The sequence below is a fragment of the Salinisphaera sp. C84B14 genome, assembly GCF_040361435.1.
Taxonomy (GTDB): domain Bacteria; phylum Pseudomonadota; class Gammaproteobacteria; order Nevskiales; family Salinisphaeraceae; genus Salinisphaera.
Window position 1 is genome coordinate 200,408 of sequence record NZ_APNL01000006.1, and the last position, 26,848, is coordinate 227,255.

Consider the following 26,848-nt stretch of genomic DNA (forward strand, 5'->3'; position numbering starts at 1 on the left):
CCGATTTCGAAGACGTCAGCGATACACCGGCGCCCACGGTGCTGCCGGTGCTCGCGCTGGTGGGCCGGCCCAACGTCGGCAAGTCCACGCTGTTCAACCGGCTCACGCGGACCCGCGATGCGCTGGTGGCCGACCAGCCGGGCGTGACCCGCGATCGCCACTACGGTTTCGCGACCTATGACGGCCAGCGTTACATCGTGGTGGATACCGGCGGTATCGGCCAGGACGACGAGGATATCGACGCCCAGGCGCTGGCCCAGACCCGGGCCGCGCTGGAAGAAGCCGACGTGGTGCTGTTCGTGGTCGACTCGCGCCAGGGTCTGATGGCCGGCGACGAGACCATCGCCGAGCAGCTGCGCCGTATCGATCGCCCGGTTCATGTGGTCGTGAACAAGAGCGAAGGGCAGGTCGGCGCCAGCGCGGTCGCGGAATTCCATGCGCTGGCCTTTGGCGACCCCTGGGCGGTCTCGGCCACGCACGGCGATCGTATCTCGCTGTTGCTCGCCCACGTTTTCGAGCATCTGCCGGCGCCGCGTGCGCAGGTGTTGCCGCATCATCGCGGCGCCATTCGCCTGGCCCTGCTGGGGCGGCCCAATGCGGGCAAGTCCACGCTGGTCAACCGCCTGCTCGGCGAAACCCGCATGCTCACCCAGAATGCGCCGGGCACCACGCGCGATGCCGTGGCCAGCGAATTCAGCTTTGACGACAAGCCCTATGTGATTGTCGATACCGCCGGTATCCGGCGCCGGGCGCGTATCGACGACGACGTGGAAAAGGTGAGCGTGGTCAAGGCCATGCAGGCCATGGAAGCCGCCCAGGTTGTCATTGTCATGCTCGACGCGGCCAGCGGCCTGTCGACCCAGGACATCCGCCTGTTGAACATGGCCGTCGAACGCGGCCGTGCGGCGGTGATCGCGGTGAACAAATGGGACGGCCTCGAAGACAAGCAGCGCGAGAAGCTGCACGCCGAACTGGTCAAACGCATCGGCGCCTTCGACTATCTGCCGCTGTTATTCATTTCCGCGCTGCACGGGTCCGGCCTGCGCGACCTCATGGACGCCATCCAGGCCTCGCATCGGGCCGCCTTTGCCGAACTGAGCACGAACGCGCTCTCGCGCACGCTCGAAGACGCGGTGGAAGCCCACTCGCCGCCGGCGATCCACGGTCGCCGGATCAAGCTGCGCTATGCCCATCAGGGCGGGCGCAACCCGCCGACGATCGTCATCCACGGTAACCAGACCCAGCGGCTATCCGACGAGTACAAGCGCTATCTCATGCGCCGTTTCCGGGAGAAGTTCGACCTGTTCGGCACACCGATCCATCTGGTGTTCAAGAACAGCGATAATCCCTACGTGCAACGCGGCAGCAAGCGCAAACGCTCCTGACCGATATTATCGGCGCGAGTGGATGATGTCCCGCGGCCAGCCGGCTGCGCCACGGTTGATCGAACGGTCCATGTCCAGCCTCATCGGCGCATTTCTGCGTGCGCACAGCCCGGGATAAAAACTTCTTGTGCGATCGGCACGGGGCACGGTGCTCGCAAGGGCGGCTTGGGCGGCCTTGTCACTCTGCGCAGCCGTTGTTTGAACGGTGTGGGCGCGTGGCGATGCCGTGCGCTGGCGGACCGACGACAAGCGCCGGTCGAAGGATAGCCGCGATGCGTTTTTCTGCTTTGGCGTCACGGGCACGGCTGTTCAGCGCGCAAGCGCGACGGCGGCGCATCGCATGCGTTCGAATCGTCAATGCTCCCGCGATTCGACCCGCAGAGCATTCCGCAATAAAAAACCCGCGTCACGCGACGCGGGTTTTTCTGCCAGCCAGGCTGACGCCCTGCTGGCGGTGCAATGACTGCCTCGCTACTTCTTGAGCAAAAAGTCAGCCACCCAGCCTTTACGGTCGTCTTCGAACTTCACGTAACGCCAGCCTTTATCCTCTTTCAGGATATCGACCGCGTCGCCTTCCTTGGCCTGGAACAGGACCTTGGAATTCGTGCTCGATCCGTCACGGATATTGACCGTGCTACCGCTGATAGTCGCCGACGGATACTCGGGCTCCGCCGGGGTCTTCGCCTCGGCGGCGGCAGCGCGTTCGGCTTGGGCGGCCGCCGCAGCTTCGGCTTGTGCTTTTGCCTCGGCTTCAGCCTGGGCCTTTGCTTTCGCCGCGGCTTCAGCGCGCTCACTGCAATCCGTAAAGGTGCGCTGGAACCAGTTACAGGAGATGACGGAAGTGCTGGCCTTGCTCTCGGCACGGGCACCCGAATGCTGTGCCGCCGTTTCGGTGTTGTAGGGCTCGGTATGACCGTCCGCGAATACCAGATACGGCTTCATCTGCTGGGGTACGACCTCGAGCGGGCCTACGGCCACGCGGGTGTTGTCGGCACCGGGCAGGGTGGTGGGCTTCTGACCATCGATATAGAACTGCCAGACCTCAACCGTGAGCGTGTCGTCCTTGGTCTTCCAGCCGACCACGAGTCCGTCGTTGGTGTAGGCATAGCGCAGCCGCCGGATCTGCATCCAGATCATGGCGTCGTCCACGGTTTCGAAGCGGCGCTGGCCTTCCTCGACGTCCACCTTCGTGATCCCGTCGGCGGCTTCCCAGACTGGCGGCTGGCCTTCGTACTGAATACCCATGCTGCCGGCGAAGCGTTCCTTGCGCGGCTCCAGAATCACACCGCGACGATTGCCACGCCAGGTATAGACGCGGCGCAGGCCCGGGCCGGCCTCGATCTTGATACGGCCCCAGGGCGCGTCGGCCACGATCTGCGTGCCGTCAGCCAACACGATCTCGTTGCTTTCGGGGACGGCGTCGCCGCCTTCCGGTATGGGCGGTGGTTCCGGGGTGACAATACGCGGCCCGGCGGCACAGCCACCGAGCAGTAACAGCGCCGTAACGCACACGGCGAAAGCGAAGGAGCGGCCGCGGATCGCGGCGTGCGGAGGTAACAGCATAGATCGAAAACCCCTTGATTTAGTATTGGGTCGTTATGAAAGGCCGGCCTACACGTACCCCTCGCGTCACGCGCCGCCGGCACACTGCGGCATGACTCAGGTAATCCCCGCGCCCAAGTCGGTATGAATTTCGCGGACCTCGCAATCCAGCCGACCACGGGCCAGAACCACCTGGATCGAATCGCCCGCATTGACTGTATCGGCCGAACGAACGACATGGTTATGGTCATCGCGTGCGATAGCATACCCGCGTTCGAGCGTCTGCAACGGGCTCACGGCATGCAGGCCACGCCCGGCATTGGCGAGCCGTCTATCGGCCTGCTCCAGGCGCCTGCGCATGGCTTGGCCCAGGCGTCTTTCACGCGCATCGTGCGCACTCTGCTGTGCTGTGAGCTGGCGCTGCGGCGAGGCAAGATGCAGGCGCCGCGTGAGCGTTGCAAGGCGTAGCCGGGCCTGCTCGATGTGCTGGCGCAGCGCGCGGTGCAGGCGCTGTTCGGCCACGTCGAGACGCTGCATGGGCACTTCCAGGCGGCGCCGTGGGTGCTGGCGCGCCAGGCGTGCGTCGAGTCCGGCCAGCTGCTGTCGGGCGTGGTGCAGGCGCTGGGCCATGCGTCGATTGAGCTGCTCGGCCAGCCGCGGCAGCGCCTGGGCGCGCGCGCCCAGATCCGGACAGACCAGTTCGGCCGCGGCCGAGGGCGTGGCAGCACGTACGTCGGCGGCAAAATCGGCGATGGTCACGTCGACTTCGTGGCCGACGCCCGACACCACGGGGATGCGGCTGGCAACGATGGCACGGGCGACGTTTTCGTCGTTGAACGCCCATAAATCCTCGAGCGAGCCGCCGCCACGCACCAGCAGCAGCACGTCGCAGTCGGCGCGTTCGCTGGCGCGAGCGAGCGCTTTCACGATGGCTGGCGGCGCGGCATCGCCCTGGACCGGCACCGGATAGACGCGTACCGCGCCCAGCGGAAAACGCCGCGAAACCACGCTGAGCACGTCGCGAATGGCCGCGCCCGTGGCCGAGGTGATCACGCCGATGCGTGCCGGGGCCGCGGGCAGGGCACGCTTGCGCTCCGCGGCGAACAGGCCCTCGGCGTCGAGTTTGGCCTTGAGCTGCTCGAAGGCCCGCCGTAGTGCGCCGTCGCCGGCGGGCTCGACGTGCTCGACGATGAGCTGATAATCGCCGCGCGCGGCATACAGGCTCACCCGGGCACGTACGCGTACCTGATCGCCGTCCGCTAGCGGCGTACGCATCAGGCGTGCCTTGCCGCGAAACAGCGCCGCGCGCACCTGGGCATCGCCGTCCTTGAGGCTGAAATACATATGCCCCGAGCGTGGACGGGCGAGGTTGGATATCTCGCCCTCGACCCAGAGCAGCCCGTAGCTGTGTTCGAGAAGCTGGCGTACCGAGGCATTCAGCTCGCTGACGCTGAACACAATGCGCGAATCGGAGGCGGTACGGCTCATGAAATATAGGTGGTCCGGGTTGGGGCATGGACCGCGCCGCGCGGCGCGGGTTCCTCGTGGGCAATTCAACGTGACGGTACAACGATGGCTGTACCTGTGGCCAACCCCGGCACGGCGGGCGTCGGCACGATCCGGCCACGATCGCATCGACGTCGGCTTATATGAAAGGCGCAGATGTTGCTTTATAATCCGCGGTCTTTGCGGCGGCGATACGGGTCACGTAAAGCCGCCCACTGCCGGCGAGCCTATGACCCTGAGAATCAGCGAGCAAGCCCTGACGTTCGACGACGTCCTGCTCCAGCCCGCCTACTCCGACGTACTGCCGCGCCACGTCGACCTGTCCACGCGCCTGACCCGCAACATCACGCTGAATCTGCCCCTGATTTCGGCGGCGATGGATACGGTCACCGAGGCCGGGCTGGCAATCGCGCTGGCGCAGGAAGGCGGTATCGGCATCATCCACAAATCGATGCCGCCGGAAATGCAGGCGCAGCACGTACGCACGGTCAAGAAATATGAATCCGGGGTGATCTCCGACCCCATCACGACCGGCCCCGATGCCACCATCCGTGAGGTTCTCGAGCTCACCCGCCGCAGCCGCATCTCTGGCGTGCCGGTCGTCGACAAGGGCGTGCCGGTAGGCATCGTCACCAGCCGTGATCTGCGCTTCGAAACCCGTTTCGACGCCCCGGTCACCAGCGTGATGACGCCCAAGGAAAAACTCGTCACCGTGCGCGAAGGCGCCGACCGCGACGAAATCCTGGGGCTGTTTCACCAGCACCGCATCGAGAAGGTTCTGGTCGTCAACGACGACTTCGAGCTGCGCGGCATGATCACGGTCAAGGACATCCAGAAGTCCTCCGACTTCCCCAACGCCTGCAAGGATGCCCACGGCAGTCTGCGCGTGGGCGCAGCCGTCGGCCCCGGCCCGGAAACCTTCGCCCGTGTTCAGGCCCTGGCCGAAGCGGGCGTGGACGTGGTGGTGGTGGATACCGCCCACGGCCATTCCTCCGGCGTGCTGGATACCGTGCGCCAGCTCAAGCAGCGCTTTGGCGATCTGCAGATTATCGGCGGCAACGTCGGCACGGCAGAAGGCGCCAAGGCGCTGGTCGAAGCCGGCGTGGACGCCGTGAAGGTGGGCATCGGCCCGGGCTCGATCTGCACCACCCGTATCGTGGCCGGTATCGGCGTGCCGCAGATTTCGGCGGTGGCCAACGTGGCCGCGGCGCTGCAAGGCACCGACGTGCCGCTGATCGCCGATGGCGGTATTCGCTACTCCGGCGATGTGGCCAAGGCCATTGCCGCGGGCGCCTATGCGGTGATGATCGGCGGCATGTTTGCCGGCACCGAAGAAGCGCCGGGCGATATCGAGCTTTATCAGGGACGCTCCTACAAGGCCTATCGCGGCATGGGCTCGCTGGGCGCCATGAGCGGCGATTCCGGCTCGGCCGACCGCTACTTCCAGGACCCCTCCGAAGAAATCCAGAAGCTCGTGCCGGAAGGCATCGAAGGCCGGGTGCCCTACAAGGGCCCGGTGGGCGGCATCGTCCACCAGCTCATCGGCGGCCTGCGTGCCGCCATGGGCTATACCGGCTGCCACAACATCAGCGAAATGCGCACCCAGCCGAACTTCGTGCAAATCACTGCGGCCGGCGTCAAGGAATCGCACGTCCACGACGTGCATATCGTCAAGGAAGCGCCCAACTACCGCGTGGACTAAAATCCTGGGGGCGGTGTCACGGCTTTCGTGTCGCCGCCTTCATGGCGCCGTGCATGCAGGCCGGGCAGGCGCCCGGCATGGCGCGGGCGAGATCGGCCTGGCGGCGCAGGATATTCAGCCGCCCCAGCGGCTCGGGCAGGTCGCGTAGCGACACGCCCCAATCCCGATACAGCGTGAAGGCGTTGGTCACGATACGCTCGGGCGAGTCCCAGGCCGCGAACGGCTGGCGCTTGAAGGCCGCGCTTTGTGCCACGGCGTGCGCTGCCTGTGTCGGCGGGCGGCCCCGTGTTTTTTCCGCGTGTAGCGCGGTCTGGATGAAATCCCAGTAATCGAGGGTCTGCTGTACGTCGGCGCGGCCGGCGATGGCCCCGTGGCCCGGCACGAACACATCGGCCTCGAGTGCCAGCAGGCGTTCGAGTGCGCTCACCACGTTGGCGATCGGCCCCGCCCAGGCCAGCGGCGTGGCGCCCACGAACAGCACGTCGGCCGCATACACCACGCGCTCGTCGGGAACGAACACCGCACAGTCGCCTTCGGTATGGGCTGGGCCGAGTTCGATCAGTTCGAGGGTGACCCCGTTCACGTCCAGGGTATGCGTGCCGCTGAACGAGTCGTTGGGGTAGGTCAGACGCACGTCGGCAAAATTGTAGGGCGCGAACATGCCGCGCATGTAGCGGGAAAACGGCCCCAGGCCCGGCACGAATTCAAGGCCGCGGCTGGCCGTGGACAGGGCACGCAGGCTGTTTGGCTTGAGTTCGTCCATCTGGGCGATACAGGCATCGCTGGCGATGATATGGCGACCCGCCAGCAGCTGATTCCCCCACCAGTGATCGCCGTCGGCATGGCTGTTGATCACGTGCTCGATGGGCGCGTTGCCGAGCAGATCGGCTGCACCGTCGAGCACGGCTTGAGTGGTGCGTACGTCCCAGCAGGTATCGATAAGCACGGTCTGGTTGCCGCAGACCACCAGCCCGCTGTTGGTTTCGCCCCAGGAACCGTTCGGCACCATCCACGCATGGCAGTGGCGGCCGAGCGCATACAGGCCTTCACGAAAGGCCGGCGTTTCGCCAAAGCGGGTGTGCCGCCGCGCCGGCCCGGTGAGCCAGCGGGGTGGCTGTTCATCGCATCGGGCGTTGGTGTTCATGGCCTGCCCCAGCCGTGGGCCACCGCGGCAGGAAAAGCGCGTCGAAACCGCATGGCAACCTTTGCAAAAGAGGCCCTCGGCATCATAAGGCCGAAGCGTACGGGTTTTGTCAAAACATGGGCGGGCCCCGTACTGAGCCGGGCGAGCGGCCGACCGCCGCTCAGCTTGGATCGACGGCCCGTCACGGCGTGGGGTCAAACTACAACCGAGGCCGGCTTGGCGCAGGCTTCGCCGACCGCGCCTAGAACACCAGCAAGTGCGCGATGGCCACGATAATCGGGAACGTCACCACGGTGCGGATCAGAAAGATCGCGCCCAGTTCGAAGATGTTGAGCGGCACTTTCGATTTGAGGATCACCGCGCCCACTTCGGACATATAAATCAGCTGCGTGACCGAGAGCGCGGCGATCACGAAACGGGTGAACTCGCTTTCGATAGAGCTGGCCAGAATCGAGGGCAGGAACATGTCGGCAAAGCCGGCCAGCAGGGCGGGCGCGGCCTTGGCGGCTTCCGGCACCTGCATGGCTTCCAGCACGGGCACGAGCGGGGCCGTCAGCCAGTTGAAGATGGGCGTGTATTCGGCGATGGCGATACCGGTGGTACCGATCGCCATGATCAGCGGCAGCAGGCCGAACAGGATTTCTGCATAGGTGGTGGCCCCGTCGCGCAGAAGCCGGGTCGGCCCCGGGGCATGGGCGGCCCGCTGCATGGCGCTGTTCAGCCCCCAGCGAAACAGCGACAGGTCGCGCGGTTTGTCGACCGGCGCCTGGCGGCCTTCGGCCGGCCAGTAGCTGTCCGGCTTGCGCGACAGCGGCGGCAGGCGCGGCACGATCACCGCGGCGATAAGCCCGGCGGCCGTCACCGTGAGATAGAACGGAATGAATAGGTGGCCGATTTCGGTGAAGTTGGCGACCAGCAGCGCAAAGGTGATGGAGACGATCGAGAAGTTCGTCGCAATCACGGCCGATTCCCGTGCCGAGTAGTAGCCGTTTTCGTACTGGCGCGAGGTGATGATCACGCCCACCGTGCCATCGCCCAGCCAGGAGGCCGTCGCATCCACGGCCGACCGGCCTGGCAGGTCGAACACCTTGCGAAAGAAGCGATGCAGCAGGGTGCCCACGAATTCCATGCCGCCGAAGTCCGTCAGCAGCGGCAGCAGGAAGGAGGCAAAGAAGAAGAACGCCACAAGGGCTGCGATCACATCAAAGAGCACCACCTGGCCGGTATCTTCGCTGATCACGAATTCCGGGCCCATGCCGAACAGGGTCATCAGCGCAAATACCGCGCCCACCAGCCGGAGCAGGGCATAGCCGATGCCTACGTTGAACAGCTGGTCGAACAGCCCCGGCTTTTCGGGCGCGGCGCGAGTGAGGCTGGTGGCCAGCGTCAGCACGGCCGATACGCTCAGCACCACGCCCGCGATTGGACCAAGCCAGCCGTCCAGCAGTGCCGCCAGCGCGTTCGACAGAATGGCCAGGCCGATGGTGATCTCGCCGTCGTCGACTAACGGCGTGAGGAACGCCAGTACGCCCAGCAGCGAGGGAATGGCAAAGCGCAGGAAGGCACGGTAATCGAAGCCGTTGCGCCCGCGGGCGCCGGCGATGGATGAATCGGAGTCGGCCATGGATTAGTTCGTGGGCTTGTTTTGAATGGCGGGGCAGGCGGGCCGCTTGCAGCGCGCGTTTACCCTCGGATGCCGTGGTCGGATGCTGTGGTCGGATCGCGCGGCTCGCTGCGCGATGGTGCGCGAATGTCGAGCCATGCAGCGAAGGCGTCGCCCACAAGCCGCCTGTCATCAGGCTGTCATTCTAGCCGGCGGCCATGCAGGCGCGCGAGCGCTGCCGAGCGGGCGGCGATTCGGTATCCTGCGCACCTTGAAACAATGGTCGCATCTCCCGCCCATCAGCCGAGCCCGATACCGCGCATGACCCAGGATATCCACGCCGAGAAAATCCTCATCCTAGACTTCGGCAGTCAGTACACCCAGCTCATCGCCCGCCGCGTGCGCGAGGCCAACGTCTACTGCGAAATCTATGCCTGGGACGTGGCCGATCATTACGTGCGCGACTTCAACCCCAACGGCGTGATTATGTCCGGCGGGCCGGAGTCCGCCACGGCCGAAGACGGCCCGCGCGCGCCGGCCGCGGTATGGGAACTGGGCGTGCCGGTGCTGGGCATCTGCTACGGCATGCAGACGATGGCCGCCCAGCTCGGCGGCGAGGTGGAAACCTCCGAGGTGAAGGAATTCGGCTATGCGCGCGTACGCGCCCGCGGCCACTCCAGGCTGTTTACGGACATCCAGGACCATGTCAACGACGAAGGCCACGGCCTGCTCGACGTCTGGATGAGCCACGGCGACCGCGTGAAGGCGCTGCCCGACGGCTTCAAGGTGATCGCCACCACCGACGGCGCGCCGCTGGCCGGCATGGCCGACGAAGAGCGCGGCTACTACGGCATCCAGTTCCACCCGGAAGTCACCCACACCACCCAGGGCAAGCGCATCCTCTCGCGCTTCGTGCACGACATCTGCGGCTGCGGCGAACTCTGGACCAGCGAACACATCATCGAAGATCTCGTCGAGCGCATTCGCGAACAGGTGGGTGACCAGCGCGTGCTGCTCGGCCTGTCCGGCGGGGTGGATAGCTCCGTCACCGCCGCGCTCATCCACGAAGCGATCGGCAAAAACCTCATCTGCGTGTTCGTCGACAACGGCCTGCTGCGCCTCAACGAAGGCGACGAAGTCATGGCCACCTTCGCCGAGCACATGGGCCTGAACGTCATCCGTGCCGATGCCGAACACCAGTTCCTGGACAAGCTCGAAGGCGAGGCGGACCCGGAGGCCAAGCGCAAGATCATCGGCAACACCTTCATCGAAGTCTTCGATGCCCACGCTGCCGAACTCACCAATATCGACTGGCTCGCCCAGGGCACCATCTACCCGGACGTCATCGAGTCCGCCGGCTCCGCCACCGGCAAGGCGCATGTCATCAAGAGCCACCACAACGTCGGCGGCCTGCCGGAAGACATGAAGCTCGGTCTTGTCGAGCCGCTACGCGAACTGTTCAAGGATGAAGTCCGCGAGCTGGGTCTGGCCCTCGGCCTGCCGCGCGACATGCTCATGCGCCACCCGTTCCCCGGCCCGGGCCTGGGCGTGCGCATCCTCGGCGAAGTGAAAAAGGAATACGCCGACAAGCTTCGCAAGGCGGACGCCATCTTCATCCACGAACTGCGCGAATCCAGCTGGTACGACAAGGTCAGCCAGGCATTCGCCGTCTACCTGCCCGTCTCCAGCGTCGGCGTGACCGGCGACGGCCGCCGCTACGAACACGTCATCGCCCTGCGCGCCGTCGAAACCATCGACTTCATGACCGCCCGCTGGGCGCATCTGCCGTACGAACTGCTCGAACATGTCTCGTCACGGATCGTGAACGAGGTGAGCGGGATATCGCGGGTGGTCTACGACGTGACCGGCAAGCCGCCGGGGACGATTGAGTGGGAGTAGGGTAATGGTTGTCAGTTGACAACTACTGTCCTATGTCAGATATTGGAGCCGTGGGATGGCCCGCGATTTCAGGCATCCAGACAAAGCCATAGAGCAGGCCGTTGCGCACGCAGAAGCGCACGGATGGCGCATCGAGAAAAGCCGCGGCCATGCCTGGGGGCGGCTGTTTTGTCCGCATAACGATAGCGATTGTCGCTGCGGCGAGTTCTGTATCACGAGTGTTTGGAGTACGCCGAGAAATCCCGAAGCACATGCGCGCCAGATACGTCGAGTCGTCGATAAATGCACGGGCGGGGCAGGCGAGCCGGACTAGCTAAGTGGAGGCGGCCATGGAATACATCTTCACGCTCAAATACCGTTTGCACGACCACGACGGTGATAAAGAATCGCTAATCGACCGGCTGTTCGATGCCGGTTGCGACGATGCCCTGCCGGGTATCGGACAATCCGGACGGTTGGCACTGGAATTCGCGCGCGAGGCCGACAGCGCGACGGTCGCGCTCGAAAGCGCGATCGCCGACGTACGCAAAGCGGTCGATAACGCCGAACTAGTCGAAGTTCTGCCCGACTACGCCGGCCTGACCGATATTGCCGAGCACGTCGGCATGTCCCGTCAGAACCTACGCAAAATCGTTACGAAAAACGGCTCCACATTTCCGGCCGCGATTCACGAAGGCAACCCATCGCTTTGGCATTTGTCGGATGCGTTGTCCTGGCTCGCCGAGAGTGGCTATGTGGTGGATGCTGCTACTCTCGAAATCAGTGCCGCCGCTCGTGAACTCAACACCGCGATTCAGGCGCGTCGCCTGTCGGCGGAGCGTTCGCGTAAACTGGATGCGTTAATGGCGTAAGGGTTGCGAGACTGCAAACGTATCGCGCACTGGCAGCACGACGATGGCGATAAAAACAACCAAGCTCACGATTCGTTTACCCATCGAGGACGTGGATTTCGTCAAACGGTATGCGAAAGCCAATGGCCTCAGCGTGAGCGAAGTCATTGAGCGCTATCTGCGGCGTATGCGATTTCCGGATAAAGAAGCACCGCCGGTTGCCCCCGATGAAATCACGGGCCTGCTGCCAGCGGATATGCATATCGCGGCTGAAATGTGCGACCGCTGCGCAATTAAGCGCGGCCAGTAATCCGCGTCGATCTAAACGTGGTCTGTCCCGAATGGCGCTAAGTTAAGCCCATTCAGCATCGTGAAACGGTAGCCCACTTCGGGCGGGGCAGCGACAATATCGCATGCCCACTCCAACGCTCTATCTGCCCGGCTTTCATCTGCAAACACTACGCCGCACGCCGCGCTCAGCCCGTCAAAAGTGGGCCGACGAAAGAGCCCGGATCAAAGCTCATTCGTTGCACGTACTGGGCGCTCGCTTCGAGCGCTTGATCCCGTCGCGGCAACTGTCTCAACAGTCGTCCGGGCGCTTTAGCCGGCGGCGTTTTTTCAGTCAGGAAAACACCTTCTGGGCCTTTTTCTCTCAGATTCTAGACGCCGACGGTGGTTGTCGAGAAGTCGTTCGAAAAATCCAGGCGCATGCCGTAGCCAAGGGTTGGCCGATGCCGTCGTCATCGACCTCCGCATACTGTCAGGCGCGAGCCAAACTCGATGAGTCGATGCTGGCAGGCATCGCGACACAGACCGGCAGTCGGCTCGATTGCCTCGCACGTGCAGCGCGATGGAAACAGCGACGTGTGATTGTGGTCGACGGGACCGGTATTAGCATGCCGGATACGCCGGCCAATCAAGCGCAGTGGCCTCAGTCGGCCAGTCAGAAGCCAGGTTGTGGCTTTCCGCAGGCACGCATCTGCGCATGCTTCTGTCTGGCGACCGGCGCGGTGCTCAGCCATCGGTTAGGCCATCGAAAACAGCAAGAGCTGCCATTGCTGCGAGCCCAGTGGGCGACGTTCAAGCGCGACGATATCCTGTTAGGCGATAAAGGCTTTTGTAGCTACTACGATGTCTGGCAACTCGCACAGCGCGGCGTGGATAGCGTGTTTACGCTGGCCCGGCGAACGCCGGTCAGCGCGAGCAACGCCCAAGCCGTTCTCGGCGACAACGATCTGCTGATCGAATGGCCAAAACCGCCTTGGAACCCGCGCCTGAGTTATAGCCGAGCCGAGTGGCAGGCCATGCCGGCACAGCTGACGCTACGCCAAATCCGTGTCGACGTCACCACGCCTGGCTTTCGGACACGGGGCTATACGCTGATCACGACGCTGACCGATCCCACGATTTACAGTGCCGCCGATTTGGCCGATCTGTATTACCGCCGTTGGCAGGTTGAACTGTTCTTCCGTGACCTGAAGACCACGATGGGCATGGACATCTTACGGTGCCGCACGCCGGCCGGCGTGCGCAATGAAATCCGCATGCACTGGATCGTTTATAACGCCTTACGACTACTGATGTGGGAAGCGGCTCAAAGCAAAAACGCACCGCCCGCGCGGGTGAGCTTCAAGGCGACGCTACAAGCGCTGCGGCAGTGGGCGCCGCAGAAGATGGGCGATCACTCGTTGATCGAGGCAATCGCCGACGCCTGTGTTATACCTCGACCCGGCCGACGAGAGCCTCGATGCGTCAAGCGAAGGCCCAAGCCGTTTGCACTGCTCACCCGGCCAAGGCACGAAATGGAAGAGATACCGCACCGAAGCCGCTATCGTGCAAAACAGCCTTAACTTAGCGCCATTCTGGTCTGTCCCCGATTACGCCCCGATTACGCCCAGGCGACTGATGGAGTCGAAAATCGTTGATTTAGCCTGTGATAGCGATTCAAGCCTTCGGCCCCGGAGCAGTTCTTTCTTCAGCATACTGAAGGAGCTTTCGGCGGCCGCATCACCCGAGTAGTCGCCTGTGCGCCTCATGCTCGGTGTGACCTGTCGCTAGGCCAGATAGAGCCAGCGATTGGCAAGCCGATTAACGTGATATTACCCATCCAGGCGCGATCTACGGCCGCGACGGAAAGATTCCGGTTGAGCCGGACTGGCGCCCTCCATTGTTGGCGCTTGGCGGCTCGGGTATCAGAAGCTGACTAGAACTCTCAAGCTCAATCCAACGACCCTGCGGGCGCGTGGCCCGTACCGTCGCAGGCGCACCCGTCGGGTCAATCACTGCGGCAGATGCGCGGTTGCTTAGGCGAAGCCGGCCTTCACCGCAGCAACGATGCGCGGGTCTAGCAGATATTGCAGGATATCGTGCGGATCGTCGTAGCCGTTTTCGATATCAGCGATATTCTCGATATCACCATTATATTTGGGCGGGCCGAGTCTGCTATGCAGGGCGACGAAATCTTCCGGATCGGAACCGTTGACCCAGCGCGCGACCCCGCCCGGTATCTTGCGCGGCCTCGGGAAGGATTTGCGGACCTCGTCGATGCCGAGCGGTGAGCCGAGCGTCAGATAGAGCGGGCAGCTGCGGCTGCGTCCGGCATCCTCGAACTCGCGCAGCAACTCGTAGGTGACGATCGTGCCCAGGCTGTGGGAGATGATCACCATGGGCTCGTCGGCCTCAAGCGCGGGGCGGACGATATCCTTGATCTCCTGGTTAATATGCGGGCGTTTCAGATACGCATGCGCTTGGCCGAGTAATTTCAGCGCATGCGGCGCGAGCCACGGGGCGTGGCGCTCGAGCACGCGCGCCGCCGCCTTCAGCCATCTCTTGTGCGGTCCGGCTCCGGCGGCGACCGCCGTTTCGCCGGCTTCCGCCTCAATCTCCGCGTCGTTCGCCCCAGCGGCGAGCGCCATTTCGCGTATCGCTTCGGCGGCGAATTCGGCGAAGGCGTCCGATGTGTCGTCGCTGCCCATGGCGACAGCGCTCCAGTCTTTTTTCACCTCGGACAGTGCGAACAGCCGGTCGCCGTAGAAGGGGGCGGCCACTTCGGTTACCTTTTCGTCGATCCAGCCGGCGTCTTGCCCAGCGCTGGTGCGTAGGGCCGCCATCCACAGATTACGGATCACGTTTTCCGATTTGCCCTGCTGATTGATTCCGTGAACGAGCACGAGTTTCATCGGCCATCCCCTTCGTTGTTGACGGTTACGCTCTGACCATCCCGCTCCGGCGACGCAGTACCCCGGTGAGCAGCGCTACGCCCGACGGATCAACTGCCGTGAACGGGCTGTCGCGCAGATGCCCGCGTACCGCCGTGGTCTGCTCGCGCCAAGATTCCAGCGTTTCGGACAGCGGGGCGTCTGCAAGCCGGCTCCAGCCGGCTGCCATCCACGGGACATTGCCGGCGACCGGAACACGCGGCGCGGCGGCCATGGCGTTGTGAGTGAAGCCGCGCTTCGCCTCGTCTCGTGTTCGCGGCTTGCTTGCTTCGATCTCTGGAATATCGACTAGCAGCTCGCCGTGCTCGCCCGTGTAGATCTGCTCATCGCACAACAGGGCGACATCGAGCGGCACCGGTTGGCTATTGTGTGCGTAGTAGGAGGCCACCCGGCGGATGTTCCGTACATCGCCGATCGCATCATAGAGATAGGCCGCGATGCAGCCGCGCACGGGATCGCTATGCTTGCCCTCGCGCACCACCGCCGCCATCGACGCGCTATCGGCTGAGCTCAGCAGACCGGCCTCTAGCCGCCCCAGAATTTCCACGGCGTTTAAATCCACCAATCGCGCATTGGGCGTCATGTAAACGCTCGAATTGCCGTTCTCGTAGAGCAGCAGGACGCTTTTCAGCTTTGGGAAGACCGGCAGGTAATAGCCGCACCCGTGTCCGTTAACGACGAGAATCTCCGTCTCCGTGCCCGGCAGCTGCAATTCGCGCGCCCCGGCTAATCGCTCTTTGCTGGTCGAGCGGATAATGTCGGATATTTCGCTGCCCTGGATGAAAACGTTCGATTCCGGCGCATCGCCGGCCCCGATCGTCCGGACGCGGGCACCGATATCTTCGACGAAATGATCGATAATGTCGTTGCGCTCGCGTTCGGCTTCGTCGATTCGCGCCTCCACCTCGTCGCTTAACCGCCAGATGGATGGCTCGACCGCAAAACCCTCGGCGTCTTCGCTCATGAAGTCGGAATCCGACGGCGCTTCGATGCGCGTCATCCGCTGGCTGAAATCGAGTTCGGGTGGTCCTACGGGAAAGATGTCGTCAACGGCAGGGGGTGGCCTCGAGCCGCGGCCATCGAACTGAGCATAAAGTCGGTCGGTGTAAAAAGCGGGTAGCAGGCTCGGCTCCATCTTCACCGAATGGGTACTTGCAGCCAGTGGCAAAGCGCCTTTGATATGGGCGGCCAAGGACTGGCTGGTGACTTTCAGGGGCCTGTCGTTCGGGTCGTCGAACGCGCCGACATCCTGCCCAGTCAGTGCCGCGAGGACGATTTCGGAGAAAATGCAGAAATTGTCGGTCCCGTTCTCGCCTTTGACCATGAACGCCTTTTCACCGGCGGCTGAGGCGAAAAACTGGTCGTACTCCGGCTCGCGGTCGGCCTCGTCGGGCTGCTTTAGTACCTGATGTCCGGTAACTTCCTTGAAGTTATTATGGATTTCAGCGCAAGCGTCGGCGATCATCGATATCTGGTCGATGCCATAATATCGGAGCACCCGCTTGAGCCTGTTTACATTGATCGACTCTGAAGGGTCGCTGCGCCATTCGCTGAGCAACCAGAAACGCTGTTCGGGTGGGATCAGGCAGCCATGACCTGCAAAGAACCAGACAATCCGGCTGATTGAGTCATTTTCCAGAATTTCGTCGATGGCCGCAGTGACATCTTCGCGCAGACGAGCGATCGACACGGGCGCGCCCCCATCGTCGGTGATGATCACCGTCCGATAGTCTTGTGCGCGTGCCCAGTCAGCCATTCGCTTTGCCGCGGAGATGGCGCCAGGCAGCGGCCGCAAATCCTGCGGCTGCGAGACCCCTATCGAAACGAACAGTTTCTTTGCCATCTCGCCCCCCTTCTAGGATCAAATCTAGCCGAAACCCCATGGGTGGGCAAGACCAGTTGAGTTGACGTCTTCGAGGTTTATCGACGCACACAATAGGCGAGAAACTTGACCGAAAAACGAGCTATTCCCGGCCAGGGCGTTCAGGTCATCGGCGTCGACCAATGGGGCTGGGAGCCGCCTTTTCACATGCAGATCGCCAAGGCGCGCAAAGATAACGATACGTCGCTGTTCCGGCAGAGGGCCGCTTGGTGGGTCGCGAGAAGCCCTACTGGCAAATGGGGCAATGACGTGGGTTGGACCAGTTTCCGTCCCATGGATTCGACGTGACGGTGTTCCCGTTACGGCTTGAGGATGCTTCGGCGGCGCCCGCCCGGGTCGTCGCGTTTATGTGCGATTGATTGGTCGTTTTCGCCGCCCAACCAGTACGCCTGTCGCACGCGACACGATGTCCTGGTCGCGGTAATCAACCGGTAACACACCCCGCCTGCCGCCGTAATATGCAGGCGAGTTAGCCAAGTCGCCGTCTTATTCCTGCCACTCGACTGTGTGCCGCGCGCGGCTAAAAAGCGTTGGACTCGTTCTATCGGTTTGCGTTGTAGCAACATGTCGCACGTTAAAAAAACGGGGCGAATGCGACAGCACCCGCCCCGTATGTTTTTGCCGCGCTAGCGCGCAAGGCTTAGCCGGTCGCCGCTTCCGCATCCTTGAGCTTGAGCAGCTTGTACTCGTGGTTCAGGCCTTTGAATACCGAATAGCACATCAGCAGCAGGATGAGCGTGAAGGGCAGGCCGGTTGTGACGGCGGCGGACTGGAGCGCGCTGAGTGCGTCGGCGCCGCCGACCATCAGCAGGGCAGCGGCGATGAAGCCTTCGGCAGCACACCAGAAGACGCGCTGGGAGGTGGGGGCTTCGGTCTTGCCGCCGGCGGTGATCGTGTCGATGACCAGCGAGCCGGAGTCGGACGAGGTCACGAAGAACACCAGAACCAGCACGATCGCCAGGAACGAGGTGATGCTGGTGAGCGGCAGGTTCTCCAGCATGCGGAACAGGGTGAGCGAGGAGTCCTGAATACCGCCGGCCAGCGAGCCGACGCCGTTCAGGGCCTGGTCCACGCCGACGCCGCCGAATGCGCTCATCCAGATGCCGGTAACCACGGTGGGCACGATCAGTACGGCGGTGAGGAATTCGCGCACGGTACGGCCACGCGAGACGCGGGCGATGAACATGCCCACGAACGGCGACCAGGAAATCCACCAGGCCCAGTAGAAGATGGTCCAGGAGTGGTAGAAGGTTTCGTCGTCGCGGCCGAACGGGTTGCTCAGCGGCAGCAGATATTCGCCGTAGCCGGTATAGGTGGTGAGCAGGTTGCCGGCGAACGCGACGATCGAGCCGGCGACGATAACGAACAGCAACAGCAGGCCTGCCAGGCCCATGTTGATATTGCTGAGTAGCTTTACGCCGCCGTCGATACCCCGGATGACTGACACCAGCGCGACTGCGGTCACGCCGGCGACGATGCCGATCTCCAGCGGCAGGTTGGCCGGAATATCGAAAAGGAACTCGATGCCGCCGGCGGCCTGTTGGGCACCAAAGCCCAGCGACGTGGCCAGCCCGAAGATGGTGGCCACGACGGCCAGCGTGTCGATGACGTCGCCCAGGGTGCCCCAGACGCGCTCGCCGAACAGGGGATAGAAGGTCGAGCGGATCGACAGCGGCATATCCTTGTTATAGGCGAAGAATGCCAGCGAAAGTGCGACCACGCCGTAGATCGCCCAGGGGTGTAGCGCCCAGTGGTACATCACAGCACCCATGGCGGCCGTCTTGGAGGCCTGATCGCCGCCGGGTGTATTAAGCGGCGTGCCGGACCATTCCGTGAAGTAGCCGACCGGTTCGGCCACGCTCCAGAACATCAGCCCGATGCCCATGCCGGCCGCGAAAAGCATCGCGAACCAGGATAAACGCGAAAAAGATGGTACGGCGTCTTCGCCGCCCAGCCGGATGCGCCCGTGCGGAAGAACGATCAATACCAGCGCGAACAGAACGAAGACGTTACCGGCGCTGAGAAAGAGCCAGTCGAAGCTGTTGATGACCCAGTTTTTGGCCCCGGATAGCCCGCTCTTGGCGATATCGGGATAGAGCATCGAGCCGATCACGAAGACCAGTATCAGCAAGGCACTCCAGATGAAGACCGGGTTGTGCAGTTCCAGCCCCCAGGGGTGGATATTGTCTTCACCTATCTCGTAATCGAAATCATAGCGCTCTTCGAGCTCGTCGACCCGTTCGCTCTTATCCATGCTTTCCCCAATAAAACAGATGGCCGCGACGGCACCGATCCACACGCCTTCGGGCATGGGCTCAAGATGCGGTAGTCGCGGGTGTTAGCCGACCGAGCCTATGGACCCGGCGTGGGCGTGTCAAAACGTGCGCTAGATGCCAGGCCGGGTAGGACGCCTGCGGATACGCTGATGATCACGTTTACGCGGTGTCGGCGCTATTCCGGAAACAACCGGCTCGGGTCTGGTATTTCCGCCCGAACGGCAAGGCAGGCGGCGACGCCCCACGCACGTTAATAAAGCAGATAATCAAAGGCCAGTCTGTCTGCGTATATCTGCCAGATCCGGGTAGGGGACGCGGATATTGTTGCTGCGTAGTTGAACACAGCGGGTGGCCGCTTCCGGTTGCGCGTCGAGCATGAAATTTGAACGCCGCTCATATCTTCAAAACGCGATAGTTGCCGAGTTTCGGGCGAATTTATAGCGCGCTGTTGGAAACGAGACGGACGTTTCAAATTGCGGGGAGAGCAATGTGGCCGCTGCGTAATGACCGGCCTATGCGGGGCGTTGTGCCCTAGCGCCGGTGCTGTCTGCATCCGAACGGCAACCCAAGCCGTTTGTGCTAGCCAGCCGGGCTTAATGGCCGTGCGATCGATCCACGGGTAGGCTCGGCTGCGGGCGTCGATGACGCAATCCCATGCAGCGGGTATACGCGGGTCCAAGCGTCGTATGGGGCTGTCCGGCCTGTTCTGTTATCTATACGGCGAGCGCGGACGCACTGGGTCGCGTCCGTCCTTGTCGCCTTTCCTTATTTTTCAACCGAGTCGCCTATGGCAACGCCCGAAGTTTCCTCGAACGATCAGCCGCAGACGCTGGATATCGACCCGGGCATGCTCGTGGAGCGGCTCGATACCTGGCTCGACGGGGCCATACGGTTGCTGCCGAATATCGTGGTCGCGGTCATCGTGTTCCTGCTTTTCATGGTGCTGGCCTCGGTTGCACGGCGCCTGGTGGTTCGACAGGGCGTACGCCGCTCGCGCGAGAATCTGGGCGAGGTGTTGGGTGGCTTCTTGAAGTGGACGACGTTGGTGATCGGCTTCATGTTGTCGGCCACCATTGTCATGCCCACGTTGCACCCGGGCGATCTCATTGCAGGCCTGGGCGTGAGCTCGATCGCGATCGGTTTCGCCTTCAAGGACATTCTGCAGAACTGGTTGGCGGGCCTGCTCATCCTTTTGCGCCAGCCGTTCAACATCAACGATCAGATCGAGATCAACGGCTACGAGGGCACGGTGGAACGCATCGAAACGCGTGCCACGATCATCCGCACCTACGACGGCCAGAACGTGGTGATGCCCAACAGCGATATCTATACCAACGCGGTGCTGGTCAAGACCGCCCATGCCAAGCGGCGTAGCCAGTACGATATCGGCATCGGTTACGGCGACGACATGGACAAGGCCTGCGAACTCATTCGCGAGGCGCTGGCCGGAGTCGACGAGATTCAGGCCGAGCCGGCGCCCGAAGCGTTCACCTGGGATCTGGCCGCCAGCTGGGTGACCATTCGCGCCCGCTGGTGGACCGACAGCCGTCGGGCGGACGTGGTGCGCGTGCGTGCCCAGGCGGTGCGGGCAATCAAGCAGGCGCTCGATGCAGCCCATATCGATATGCCCTACGAAACCCGTGTTGCGCTCTGGCACGACCAGACCGAAGCGGGCGAGGGGGATCGCAGCGCCCAGCGCGAAGGCTGGCCGGTCGATCCTGAGCGGCCCACCGAACCGCGTTGGAAAGCCGAGGCACGCACCCACGCCGACCGCGACCGAGCGCCCCAGCCAAGGGCAGACGACTAACCGACAAGGCGGTGATCGGGTTTCGCCCGGCGCGCCGCCGGGCTTGCGGAGCCGGCCCAGCGTGCGGGCGGCGCCGTGACCCGGGGCGAGGCCGTGGATGAATGGGCATAATGTCGGTCTGCGTGCCCCTGCCTGACCTGTGTTCGGGTAAGAGGGCGTTGCCTGTGCCATTGCCCTGTGAAGATCGCATGCCAGCCACCCGCCGTTTATTCCTGTTTACGTTCGTACTCGTTTGCGCCGCGATCACGTCGCCTGTGGTGGCCGAGCCGGACTACGCGGTGGCGCCACGTACCGGCCTGAGCGAAACGCACGGCTTCTCCGAGGGGCTGGCGCGCGTACGGGGCACGGGCGGCTACGGCTTTCTCGACCTGCAGGGCGAATACGTCGTCGAGCCGCAGTACGACAAGGCCGGCGATTTTCATGACGGGCTTGCACCGGTCGGCGACTTCAACCGCAGCGAAGTCGGCATGCGCTGGGGCTATGTCGATCGTCACGGCAAGCGCGTGATCGATCTGCAATATGCCGAGGCCCGCGAATTCTCCGAGGGTCTGGCCGCGGTCAAGACCCCGGGCGGCGACTGGCAATTCATCGATACCGACGGCCAGCCCGTGCTTGAGGTCGATCCGCGCTGGCACGGCGTGGATGCCGACAATCCGAACCTGCATCACCCGTTGGGGGATTTTCACGACGGTTGGCTTCGTATCGTCGATGAACGCGGCGGCAGCAACTTCGTCGACCGCAACGGGCACAAACTGCGCGACACGCCCTATCCGGCGGCCGGGCCGTTCTCCGACGGGCTCGCGGTGGTATCCACCCAGGCCACGCCCGTATCCGAACCCAAGGGCGACAACAAACTCAGTCGTCTCTACGACAGCCTGCCGGGGCCCACGCCCAAGACCTACCAGTGGGCCGTCATCGATACCGAGGGCGATATCCGTTTCGCACTTCCCGACGATATGGAACGCGTCGGCCCGTTCATCGCCGGGCGGGCGAAATTCTATCGCGATGGCCGCTGGGGCATTATCGACGACAGCGGCGAGGTGGTGGTGCCGGCGCGCTATGAACACAAACCCCGCGGCTACGGCGACCGCGTGACGATGTTTGCCGTGGACGGCGAACGCAGCGATAACAGCGATGGGTATATCGAGGTGCTGGATCGCGACGGCGAACGCATCGCACGGATTCCGTTTCTGGATGACGAGGGACGGTTCATGATCGATGCGAAACACGTATTCCACGAAGGCTTGCTTGGCGTCGAGCTGGCGCGTGGCCTGAACGAGGGCAAGGACTTCGAACGCCTCGGCTGGGGATTCATGGATACCCACGGGCGCATGGTCTTGGAGCCGCAGTTCTACAGCGTCGGCTCTTTCAGCGAAGGCCATGCCTTCGCGTCGCCCATGAACAGCGGCACCACTGGCATCCTGCGCAACCCGCTCGGCGCACAAAGCGCTGAAGACGCCTCCTGAGCCCGCGTGCTCTAGCCCGCTGAGTCGCGGGCATCTGGCTGGGCAGCGTGCGCGTGTCGCCGAACCAGGCGACCGTTCTTAACCCCGTCACGTACTGCCAACGGCGGCGATCTGGGCCGCAGCAACAGACGTCTTGGATGCCGCCGCGGCGTTCGGCGACCGCGGCGGCGAGGCCAGGCGCCATGCCGGTCTGCGCGGGCCCGCGGATAGCAACGTCTCCGTTATCGTGATCTTCCGACTGCCGAGTGCTCTTGCGCGGCGTTCACCCTCTGGCCCTTAAAAGAGCGCGTGCTATAAATCAGGTGCGCTTGGCGTCACGGGAGGTCACGATGGGGTCGGCGGTTTTTACGGCGGCGGTATTGCTCTCAACTTTGCTGTGTTCGCTCGTCGCGGGGTTTTTGTTTGCGTTTGCCGTGGTGGTGATGCCGGGCATTCGCTGCTTACCCGATCGCAGTTTTCTCGAAACGTTTCGTGCGATCGACGGGGTGATCCAGGCCCGTGCGCTGTTGTTCATGCTGATGTGGGTCGGTTCGGTCGTGGCGCTGTTGGCAGCCCTGGCGTTGGGATTCGCCGTGCCAGGCGGCGCAGATCTGGCCTTGTTGGCGGCTGCGGCCGTGCTGTATCTCGTCGGCGTGCAGCTACCCACGGGCCTGATCAATATCCCGTTGAACAATCGTATCCAGGCCTGTGATTTAGAGACGATGACGCCAGAGCGGCTGCGTGCGGCGCGGCATGCCTTCGAGTCGCGTTGGAACGGCTGGAACATCGTGCGTACCGCGGCGGCAAGCCTTACGGCGGCGCTGTTATTCGGGCTGCTGTTACGTATCTAGCCTGAGCTGCGCGCACGACCATTGCTGGTGGGCCCTGCGTTTGTTTGAACACCCCGGCCAGCGGCAGGGCGGGCCGGATATTGCCGCGGCGTAGCGTTCGGCGGGGCCGGCCGATTACCATAGGGGATTGCACACCCGCCATGCACCGATCGGCTGGACTGCTATGCACCTGTTACTTTCCGTGCTGGAACTGGCAGGCACGTTCGTTTTCGCCCTGAGCGGCGCGATGGCGGCGGCACAGAAGCGGCTCGATATCTTCGGGCTGGCGGTACTGGCGTTCGCCACCGGTACGGTAGGCGGCATCACCCGCGACCTGCTTATCGGCGCCACGCCCCCGCTGGCGATTGCAGACGTGCGCTACGGGCTGATGACGATGCTTGCCGCGCTCGTGGTGTTCTTCGGTTATCGGTGGGTGGATCGTATCGGCCGGCCGGTGGGCGTCTTCGACGCCGCGGGGCTGTCGCTGTTCGCCGTCGGCGGCTCGATACGGGCGCTGGAGTTCGGCATCTCGCCGGTGATGGCGGCAGTGATGGGCATGATCACGGGCATTGGTGGCGGCATCATGCGCGACGTGCTCATCGACCGGCTGCCCATGGTGCTGGCGCCGACCGAACTGTATGCCACGGCCGCGCTGCTGGGCTCGGGCGTCGCCGTGACCGGCGTTACCCTCAACTGGCCGTTCGCGCCCACCGTGATCGGCGCGGCCGCGCTGTGTTTTTTCGTGCGTTACATGGCCATGCGGCGCGGCTGGCACTTGCCGGTACCGCGCCTGTACAACGACTGATCCGATGTCTGCCGGCCGTCGTTGCCAACGGTATGCGACGCCACGCAAACCTGAATCCGCGATATTGCGCTCATGGACTGGACGCAGGGGCGCGGCACGGAGCCATGCACGCCGGACTATCGTCGCGCGCCGGTCGCGAATTACCGTTGTTGCCCCTCAGCCCCGAGCTCGTCGAGCACGGAGCCTGCGGCCCGGCCCTGCAGAGCGGCGGTGAACCGTTCGACGAAGCGCTCGTGTGTGAGGCGTTCGGCACTCGTACGCAGCGGCCCGAACCTCAGCACCACGTGCTGCGAGGACGCATGGCACTGGGCGGCCCCGAGCGTGATGCGTGCACAGTGCGGCAGCGGCGCCTGTTCGTGCAGCTGCAGATAAACGCTGAGCTGGCCATTGCGCCGGTCGAAGCTGACGTTGTCCACGGCATCGATCGGAATGGGGTCACACAGAGCCCGGCTGAGGATCGCGCTGTCGGTGACCTGCACCACGGCCGGCGGCCTGCCTAGCAGTCGCCATGCCGCGAGGCCCAGGCTGAACACACCGACGCAGGGGGCAACGATGGCGGGCAGCAACAGATCGTGGGTGGCATAACCGGAGACGAACAGGAACAGCCCGCCCAGCAGGCAGGCGATACCGACCACGACACAGACCGCGATCACGGACCGCATATCGGCGTAGTAGATGTTGTCGGTGGGCGTGTTCTGTTTGTCTCGTACCAGCGTGTGCAGCCAGCGGGCGTAGTCGTCGGTGAGCAGATTGGCGAGGTCGCGATCGACCTGTTCGATCACCGGCGCATCCGGGCCGATATAACCTGCCAGCGCGTTCTGGCCCGGCGTGATGATGCGTTCAGCGCGGGCGTATACGCGGCGATCGTTGGCGACGTCGAGTGCGGCCAGTCGTTCGTTGAAGCCGGGATGGCGTGCATGCGGATCGGCCGCGGCGGCATCCTGTGCCACGGCCGGCATGGCATTCGCCCTCAACCAGGCATCGGCGGCGGTGAACGGCCGCTGCGGGTGCGTGATCCCGCCATTCTGAAACGCCGCAATCGCCTGCTGGGCCACGTTCTGGGTGGCCGCCGCGCGCAGCACGGTCGCGGCGGCGACCTGTGCGGAACTGGCATCGGCGGCGGCCCGGTCGGCGCGGTATTCCGCCGCGCGTCGATCCCGGGCCACGGCGCGATCCAGGGCGGCCATCACGCTCTCGGCAATACAGGCGACCGGGCGTGTAAGCAGGCCCTCCAGCTGGGCGCGGGCGCTGCTGTGCTCGAGCACAGCATGGCCGCGGCCGATGGCGCGTTGGTCGGCGGCCAGCGTCAGCGCCTGTTCGATGTCGGCGTTGGCGACATGGGACAGCTCGTGGGCTATCAGCGCTGTGCACTCGGCTTCGTCTAGATGGGCCAGCGTAAGCAGCGGCAGATGCAGCGTGCAGCCCTGTAGTTCGGTACCCGCCGGTTGTACCTGTACCGGGGCGGCGGTAACGAATGCGCCTTCTACGAAACCGAGGACGATCTGGTCCGGCACACGTGCGTCCTGTGCCTTGGCGATATCACGCACCAACTGCCATAGTGCTGGCGCGGCCGACGCCGTGAGCAGCTGTCCGGGCAGCTGGGTGACGGGTTGCCCGGCCAGCGTTCGGCGCAGCGCACGGGTGCCGGCGACGAATCGGAACAGGTCGACGCCGGCGAACAGCGCCAGGCCGCCACAGGCCATGACCGCGGCGTGATGCAACATGGGCATATCGCCGTGCAACGGGCCAGCCACACCCAGCGCGATGGCCAGCCAGACGGCGGCCGACGCCAGCGTGGCCGCCAGCGCTGTGGTGGTGGTGATCAGGATGGCGGGCAGCTGTTGGCGCAGCCAGCGGGCAGCGGGGATCAGACGGGCCGGATCACGCATCGCCTGCAGGGCACGCCGGTGCCCGGCGACCAGCAGATACAGGCTGCATACCAGCCAGAAAACGGCAAATAGCGTCATCGAGACAGCCGCCACGGCCTGGACGTAGTGCAAACCGTTCGCGGCCACAGCCGGGGTGACGTCGGGCGCCGGCGCCGCGTACAGCCAGGCCATGATGCCAAGCACGATACAGGCCGCGGGCGCGAGAAATCCGGCGACGACGGTGCGGGTCAGGGCAGGCAATGAGACGGTCATGGCGGTAAGCAGCCGGCGAGAGCGCCCGCGAATATAAACCATCGGGTATCGCGCGGCAGCCAACGCGCCTGGGCGTCGGACGGGCGCTTGCCTTAGGTTGAAGATCGGCAGCGGCGCCGCGCCGCGACATGCCGGGGCGTGTGCCGGGGCGGGTGCAGGCGCGGCGTTGTACTGGCCGGCTGGGAGAAGGCTATTGCAAGCCGCAGTCTTGCGCCGCCAAGGTACGGGGACGACGGCGACCCACTATACCCGTCGGGCTGGCTGCGCGTTTGCGGGGCCGTGGGCGGTCACCCGGTTTCGACCGGCCGCCTTGCTTTGATAGAGCGCGGCATCGGCGCGGGCCAGGGCTTCGGTGAGCGTTTCATCGGTGCTCAGGCAGGCCACGCCCAGCGACAGAGTGGATGCCAGCGGCGGCTGGCCGTTGCGTGGCAGCGGCTGCCCGGCCACCGTTTCGCACACGCGCGTGGCGAACAGGGCGGCTTCGTCGGCGTTGGTATTGGGCAGCAGGAACAGAAATTCTTCGCCGCCCCAGCGGGCCACGGTATCGCCGGCCCGACAGCATCGTTCGAGAATGCCGGCGACATGTACGAGCACCTGATCCCCGGTTTCGTGTCCGTGGCTGTCGTTGATTTGCTTGAAGTGATCAATATCGGCAATCGCCAGCGACAGGCCCGTGTTCTCGCGCTCCGCTCTACGTTGTTCGCGCCCGGCGAGTTCGAGCAGATAACGGCGGTTGAACAGGCCGGTGAGTGCGTCGCGGGCCGCGTACTCACGCAGCCGGTTTTCGCTCTGGCGCACGCGCTGGTAAAAAAAAGGTTCATCGCAGATTAGCG

Annotated in this window: 21 protein-coding genes; 12 read left to right on the forward strand and 9 right to left on the reverse strand. The window is 63.9% G+C overall.

Annotated elements, in window-relative coordinates:
- Window positions 1-38 precede the first annotated feature (38 nt).
- Window positions 39-1,385: a ribosome biogenesis GTPase Der gene (gene der, locus C84B14_RS07355; protein WP_353222974.1), complete on the forward strand. Its 1,347-nt coding sequence runs from the start codon at window positions 39-41 to the stop codon at window positions 1,383-1,385.
- 471 nt (window positions 1,386-1,856) lie between these two features.
- Here the strand turns inward: der and C84B14_RS07360 are convergent, their stop codons facing one another.
- Entirely contained in the window at window positions 1,857-2,948 is a 1,092-nt protein-coding gene (locus tag C84B14_RS07360) for an SH3 domain-containing protein (protein ID WP_353222976.1), read from the reverse strand.
- Between the two features lie 96 nt (window positions 2,949-3,044).
- Window positions 3,045-4,415, reverse strand: coding sequence for an exodeoxyribonuclease VII large subunit (xseA, locus tag C84B14_RS07365; protein WP_353222978.1), 1,371 nt, complete (start codon window positions 4,413-4,415; stop codon window positions 3,045-3,047).
- 253 nt (window positions 4,416-4,668) lie between these two features.
- Here xseA and guaB point away from each other — a divergent pair, with 253 nt between their 5' ends.
- Complete coding sequence (guaB, locus tag C84B14_RS07370) at window positions 4,669-6,135, forward strand: IMP dehydrogenase (protein WP_353223015.1); 1,467 nt, start codon at window positions 4,669-4,671, stop codon at window positions 6,133-6,135.
- Between the two features lie 16 nt (window positions 6,136-6,151).
- Here guaB and C84B14_RS07375 read toward each other — a convergent pair whose 3' ends face one another.
- Window positions 6,152-7,279: an MBL fold metallo-hydrolase gene (locus tag C84B14_RS07375; RefSeq protein WP_353222980.1), complete on the reverse strand. Its 1,128-nt coding sequence runs from the start codon at window positions 7,277-7,279 to the stop codon at window positions 6,152-6,154.
- 241 nt (window positions 7,280-7,520) lie between these two features.
- Window positions 7,521-8,903, reverse strand: coding sequence for a YjiH family protein (locus C84B14_RS07380; protein WP_353222982.1), 1,383 nt, complete (start codon window positions 8,901-8,903; stop codon window positions 7,521-7,523).
- Window positions 8,904-9,203: 300 nt separating this feature from the next.
- Here C84B14_RS07380 and guaA point away from each other — a divergent pair, with 300 nt between their 5' ends.
- The 5 genes from guaA (at window position 9,204) to C84B14_RS07405 (ending at window position 13,461) form a co-directional block, all read left to right on the forward strand.
- On the forward strand, window positions 9,204-10,781 hold the full coding sequence (gene guaA, locus C84B14_RS07385; RefSeq protein ID WP_353223017.1) for a glutamine-hydrolyzing GMP synthase: 1,578 nt from the start codon (window positions 9,204-9,206) through the stop codon (window positions 10,779-10,781).
- A 55-nt stretch (window positions 10,782-10,836) separates the two neighbouring features.
- The gene (locus C84B14_RS07390) at window positions 10,837-11,094 is read left to right on the forward strand and encodes a hypothetical protein (protein ID WP_353222984.1); all 258 of its coding nucleotides are present in this window, start codon (window positions 10,837-10,839) and stop codon (window positions 11,092-11,094) included.
- 16 nt (window positions 11,095-11,110) lie between these two features.
- Window positions 11,111-11,632: a DNA-binding protein gene (locus C84B14_RS07395; protein ID WP_353222986.1), complete on the forward strand. Its 522-nt coding sequence runs from the start codon at window positions 11,111-11,113 to the stop codon at window positions 11,630-11,632.
- 43 nt (window positions 11,633-11,675) lie between these two features.
- Window positions 11,676-11,921, forward strand: coding sequence for a DUF6364 family protein (locus C84B14_RS07400; RefSeq protein WP_353222988.1), 246 nt, complete (start codon window positions 11,676-11,678; stop codon window positions 11,919-11,921).
- A 103-nt stretch (window positions 11,922-12,024) separates the two neighbouring features.
- Window positions 12,025-13,461 carry an IS4 family transposase gene (locus C84B14_RS07405; protein WP_353222989.1) on the forward strand — a complete coding sequence of 479 codons (1,437 nt, stop codon included), beginning with the start codon at window positions 12,025-12,027 and terminating at the stop codon, window positions 13,459-13,461.
- A 453-nt stretch (window positions 13,462-13,914) separates the two neighbouring features.
- On the opposite strand, the gene C84B14_RS07410 is transcribed toward C84B14_RS07405, so the two are convergent.
- Entirely contained in the window at window positions 13,915-14,790 is an 876-nt protein-coding gene (locus C84B14_RS07410; RefSeq protein ID WP_353222991.1) for a hypothetical protein, read from the reverse strand.
- A 25-nt stretch (window positions 14,791-14,815) separates the two neighbouring features.
- Window positions 14,816-16,672 (reverse strand): hypothetical protein, encoded by a 1,857-nt coding sequence (locus C84B14_RS07415; protein ID WP_353222992.1) that lies wholly within the window; start codon window positions 16,670-16,672, stop codon window positions 14,816-14,818.
- 105 nt (window positions 16,673-16,777) lie between these two features.
- Between C84B14_RS07415 and C84B14_RS07420 the strand changes: the two genes are divergently transcribed.
- Window positions 16,778-16,999: a hypothetical protein gene (locus C84B14_RS07420; protein ID WP_353222994.1), complete on the forward strand. Its 222-nt coding sequence runs from the start codon at window positions 16,778-16,780 to the stop codon at window positions 16,997-16,999.
- A 352-nt stretch (window positions 17,000-17,351) separates the two neighbouring features.
- Here the strand turns inward: C84B14_RS07420 and C84B14_RS07425 are convergent, their stop codons facing one another.
- Window positions 17,352-18,965, reverse strand: a complete 1,614-nt coding sequence (locus C84B14_RS07425) for a BCCT family transporter (protein ID WP_353222996.1) — start codon at window positions 18,963-18,965, stop codon at window positions 17,352-17,354.
- A gap of 809 nt (window positions 18,966-19,774) precedes the next feature.
- Between C84B14_RS07425 and C84B14_RS07430 the strand changes: the two genes are divergently transcribed.
- The 4 genes from C84B14_RS07430 to C84B14_RS07445 all read left to right on the forward strand — a co-directional run bounded on the left by C84B14_RS07430 (window position 19,775) and on the right by C84B14_RS07445 (window position 23,874).
- Window positions 19,775-20,794 carry a mechanosensitive ion channel family protein gene (locus C84B14_RS07430; RefSeq protein ID WP_353222998.1) on the forward strand — a complete coding sequence of 340 codons (1,020 nt, stop codon included), beginning with the start codon at window positions 19,775-19,777 and terminating at the stop codon, window positions 20,792-20,794.
- A 188-nt stretch (window positions 20,795-20,982) separates the two neighbouring features.
- Window positions 20,983-22,260: a WG repeat-containing protein gene (locus tag C84B14_RS07435; protein WP_353223000.1), complete on the forward strand. Its 1,278-nt coding sequence runs from the start codon at window positions 20,983-20,985 to the stop codon at window positions 22,258-22,260.
- A 329-nt stretch (window positions 22,261-22,589) separates the two neighbouring features.
- On the forward strand, window positions 22,590-23,090 hold the full coding sequence (locus C84B14_RS07440) for an anthrone oxygenase family protein (RefSeq protein ID WP_353223002.1): 501 nt from the start codon (window positions 22,590-22,592) through the stop codon (window positions 23,088-23,090).
- Window positions 23,091-23,253: 163 nt separating this feature from the next.
- Window positions 23,254-23,874, forward strand: coding sequence for a trimeric intracellular cation channel family protein (locus tag C84B14_RS07445; protein WP_353223004.1), 621 nt, complete (start codon window positions 23,254-23,256; stop codon window positions 23,872-23,874).
- Between the two features lie 140 nt (window positions 23,875-24,014).
- On the opposite strand, the gene C84B14_RS07450 is transcribed toward C84B14_RS07445, so the two are convergent.
- Together C84B14_RS07450 and C84B14_RS07455 are read right to left on the reverse strand one after the other, a co-directional pair.
- Entirely contained in the window at window positions 24,015-26,015 is a 2,001-nt protein-coding gene (locus C84B14_RS07450) for a M48 family metalloprotease (RefSeq protein ID WP_353223006.1), read from the reverse strand.
- Window positions 26,016-26,258: 243 nt separating this feature from the next.
- Window positions 26,259-26,848 (reverse strand): GGDEF domain-containing protein (locus C84B14_RS07455; RefSeq protein WP_353223008.1); only part of this gene is annotated, 590 nt, incomplete at its 5' end.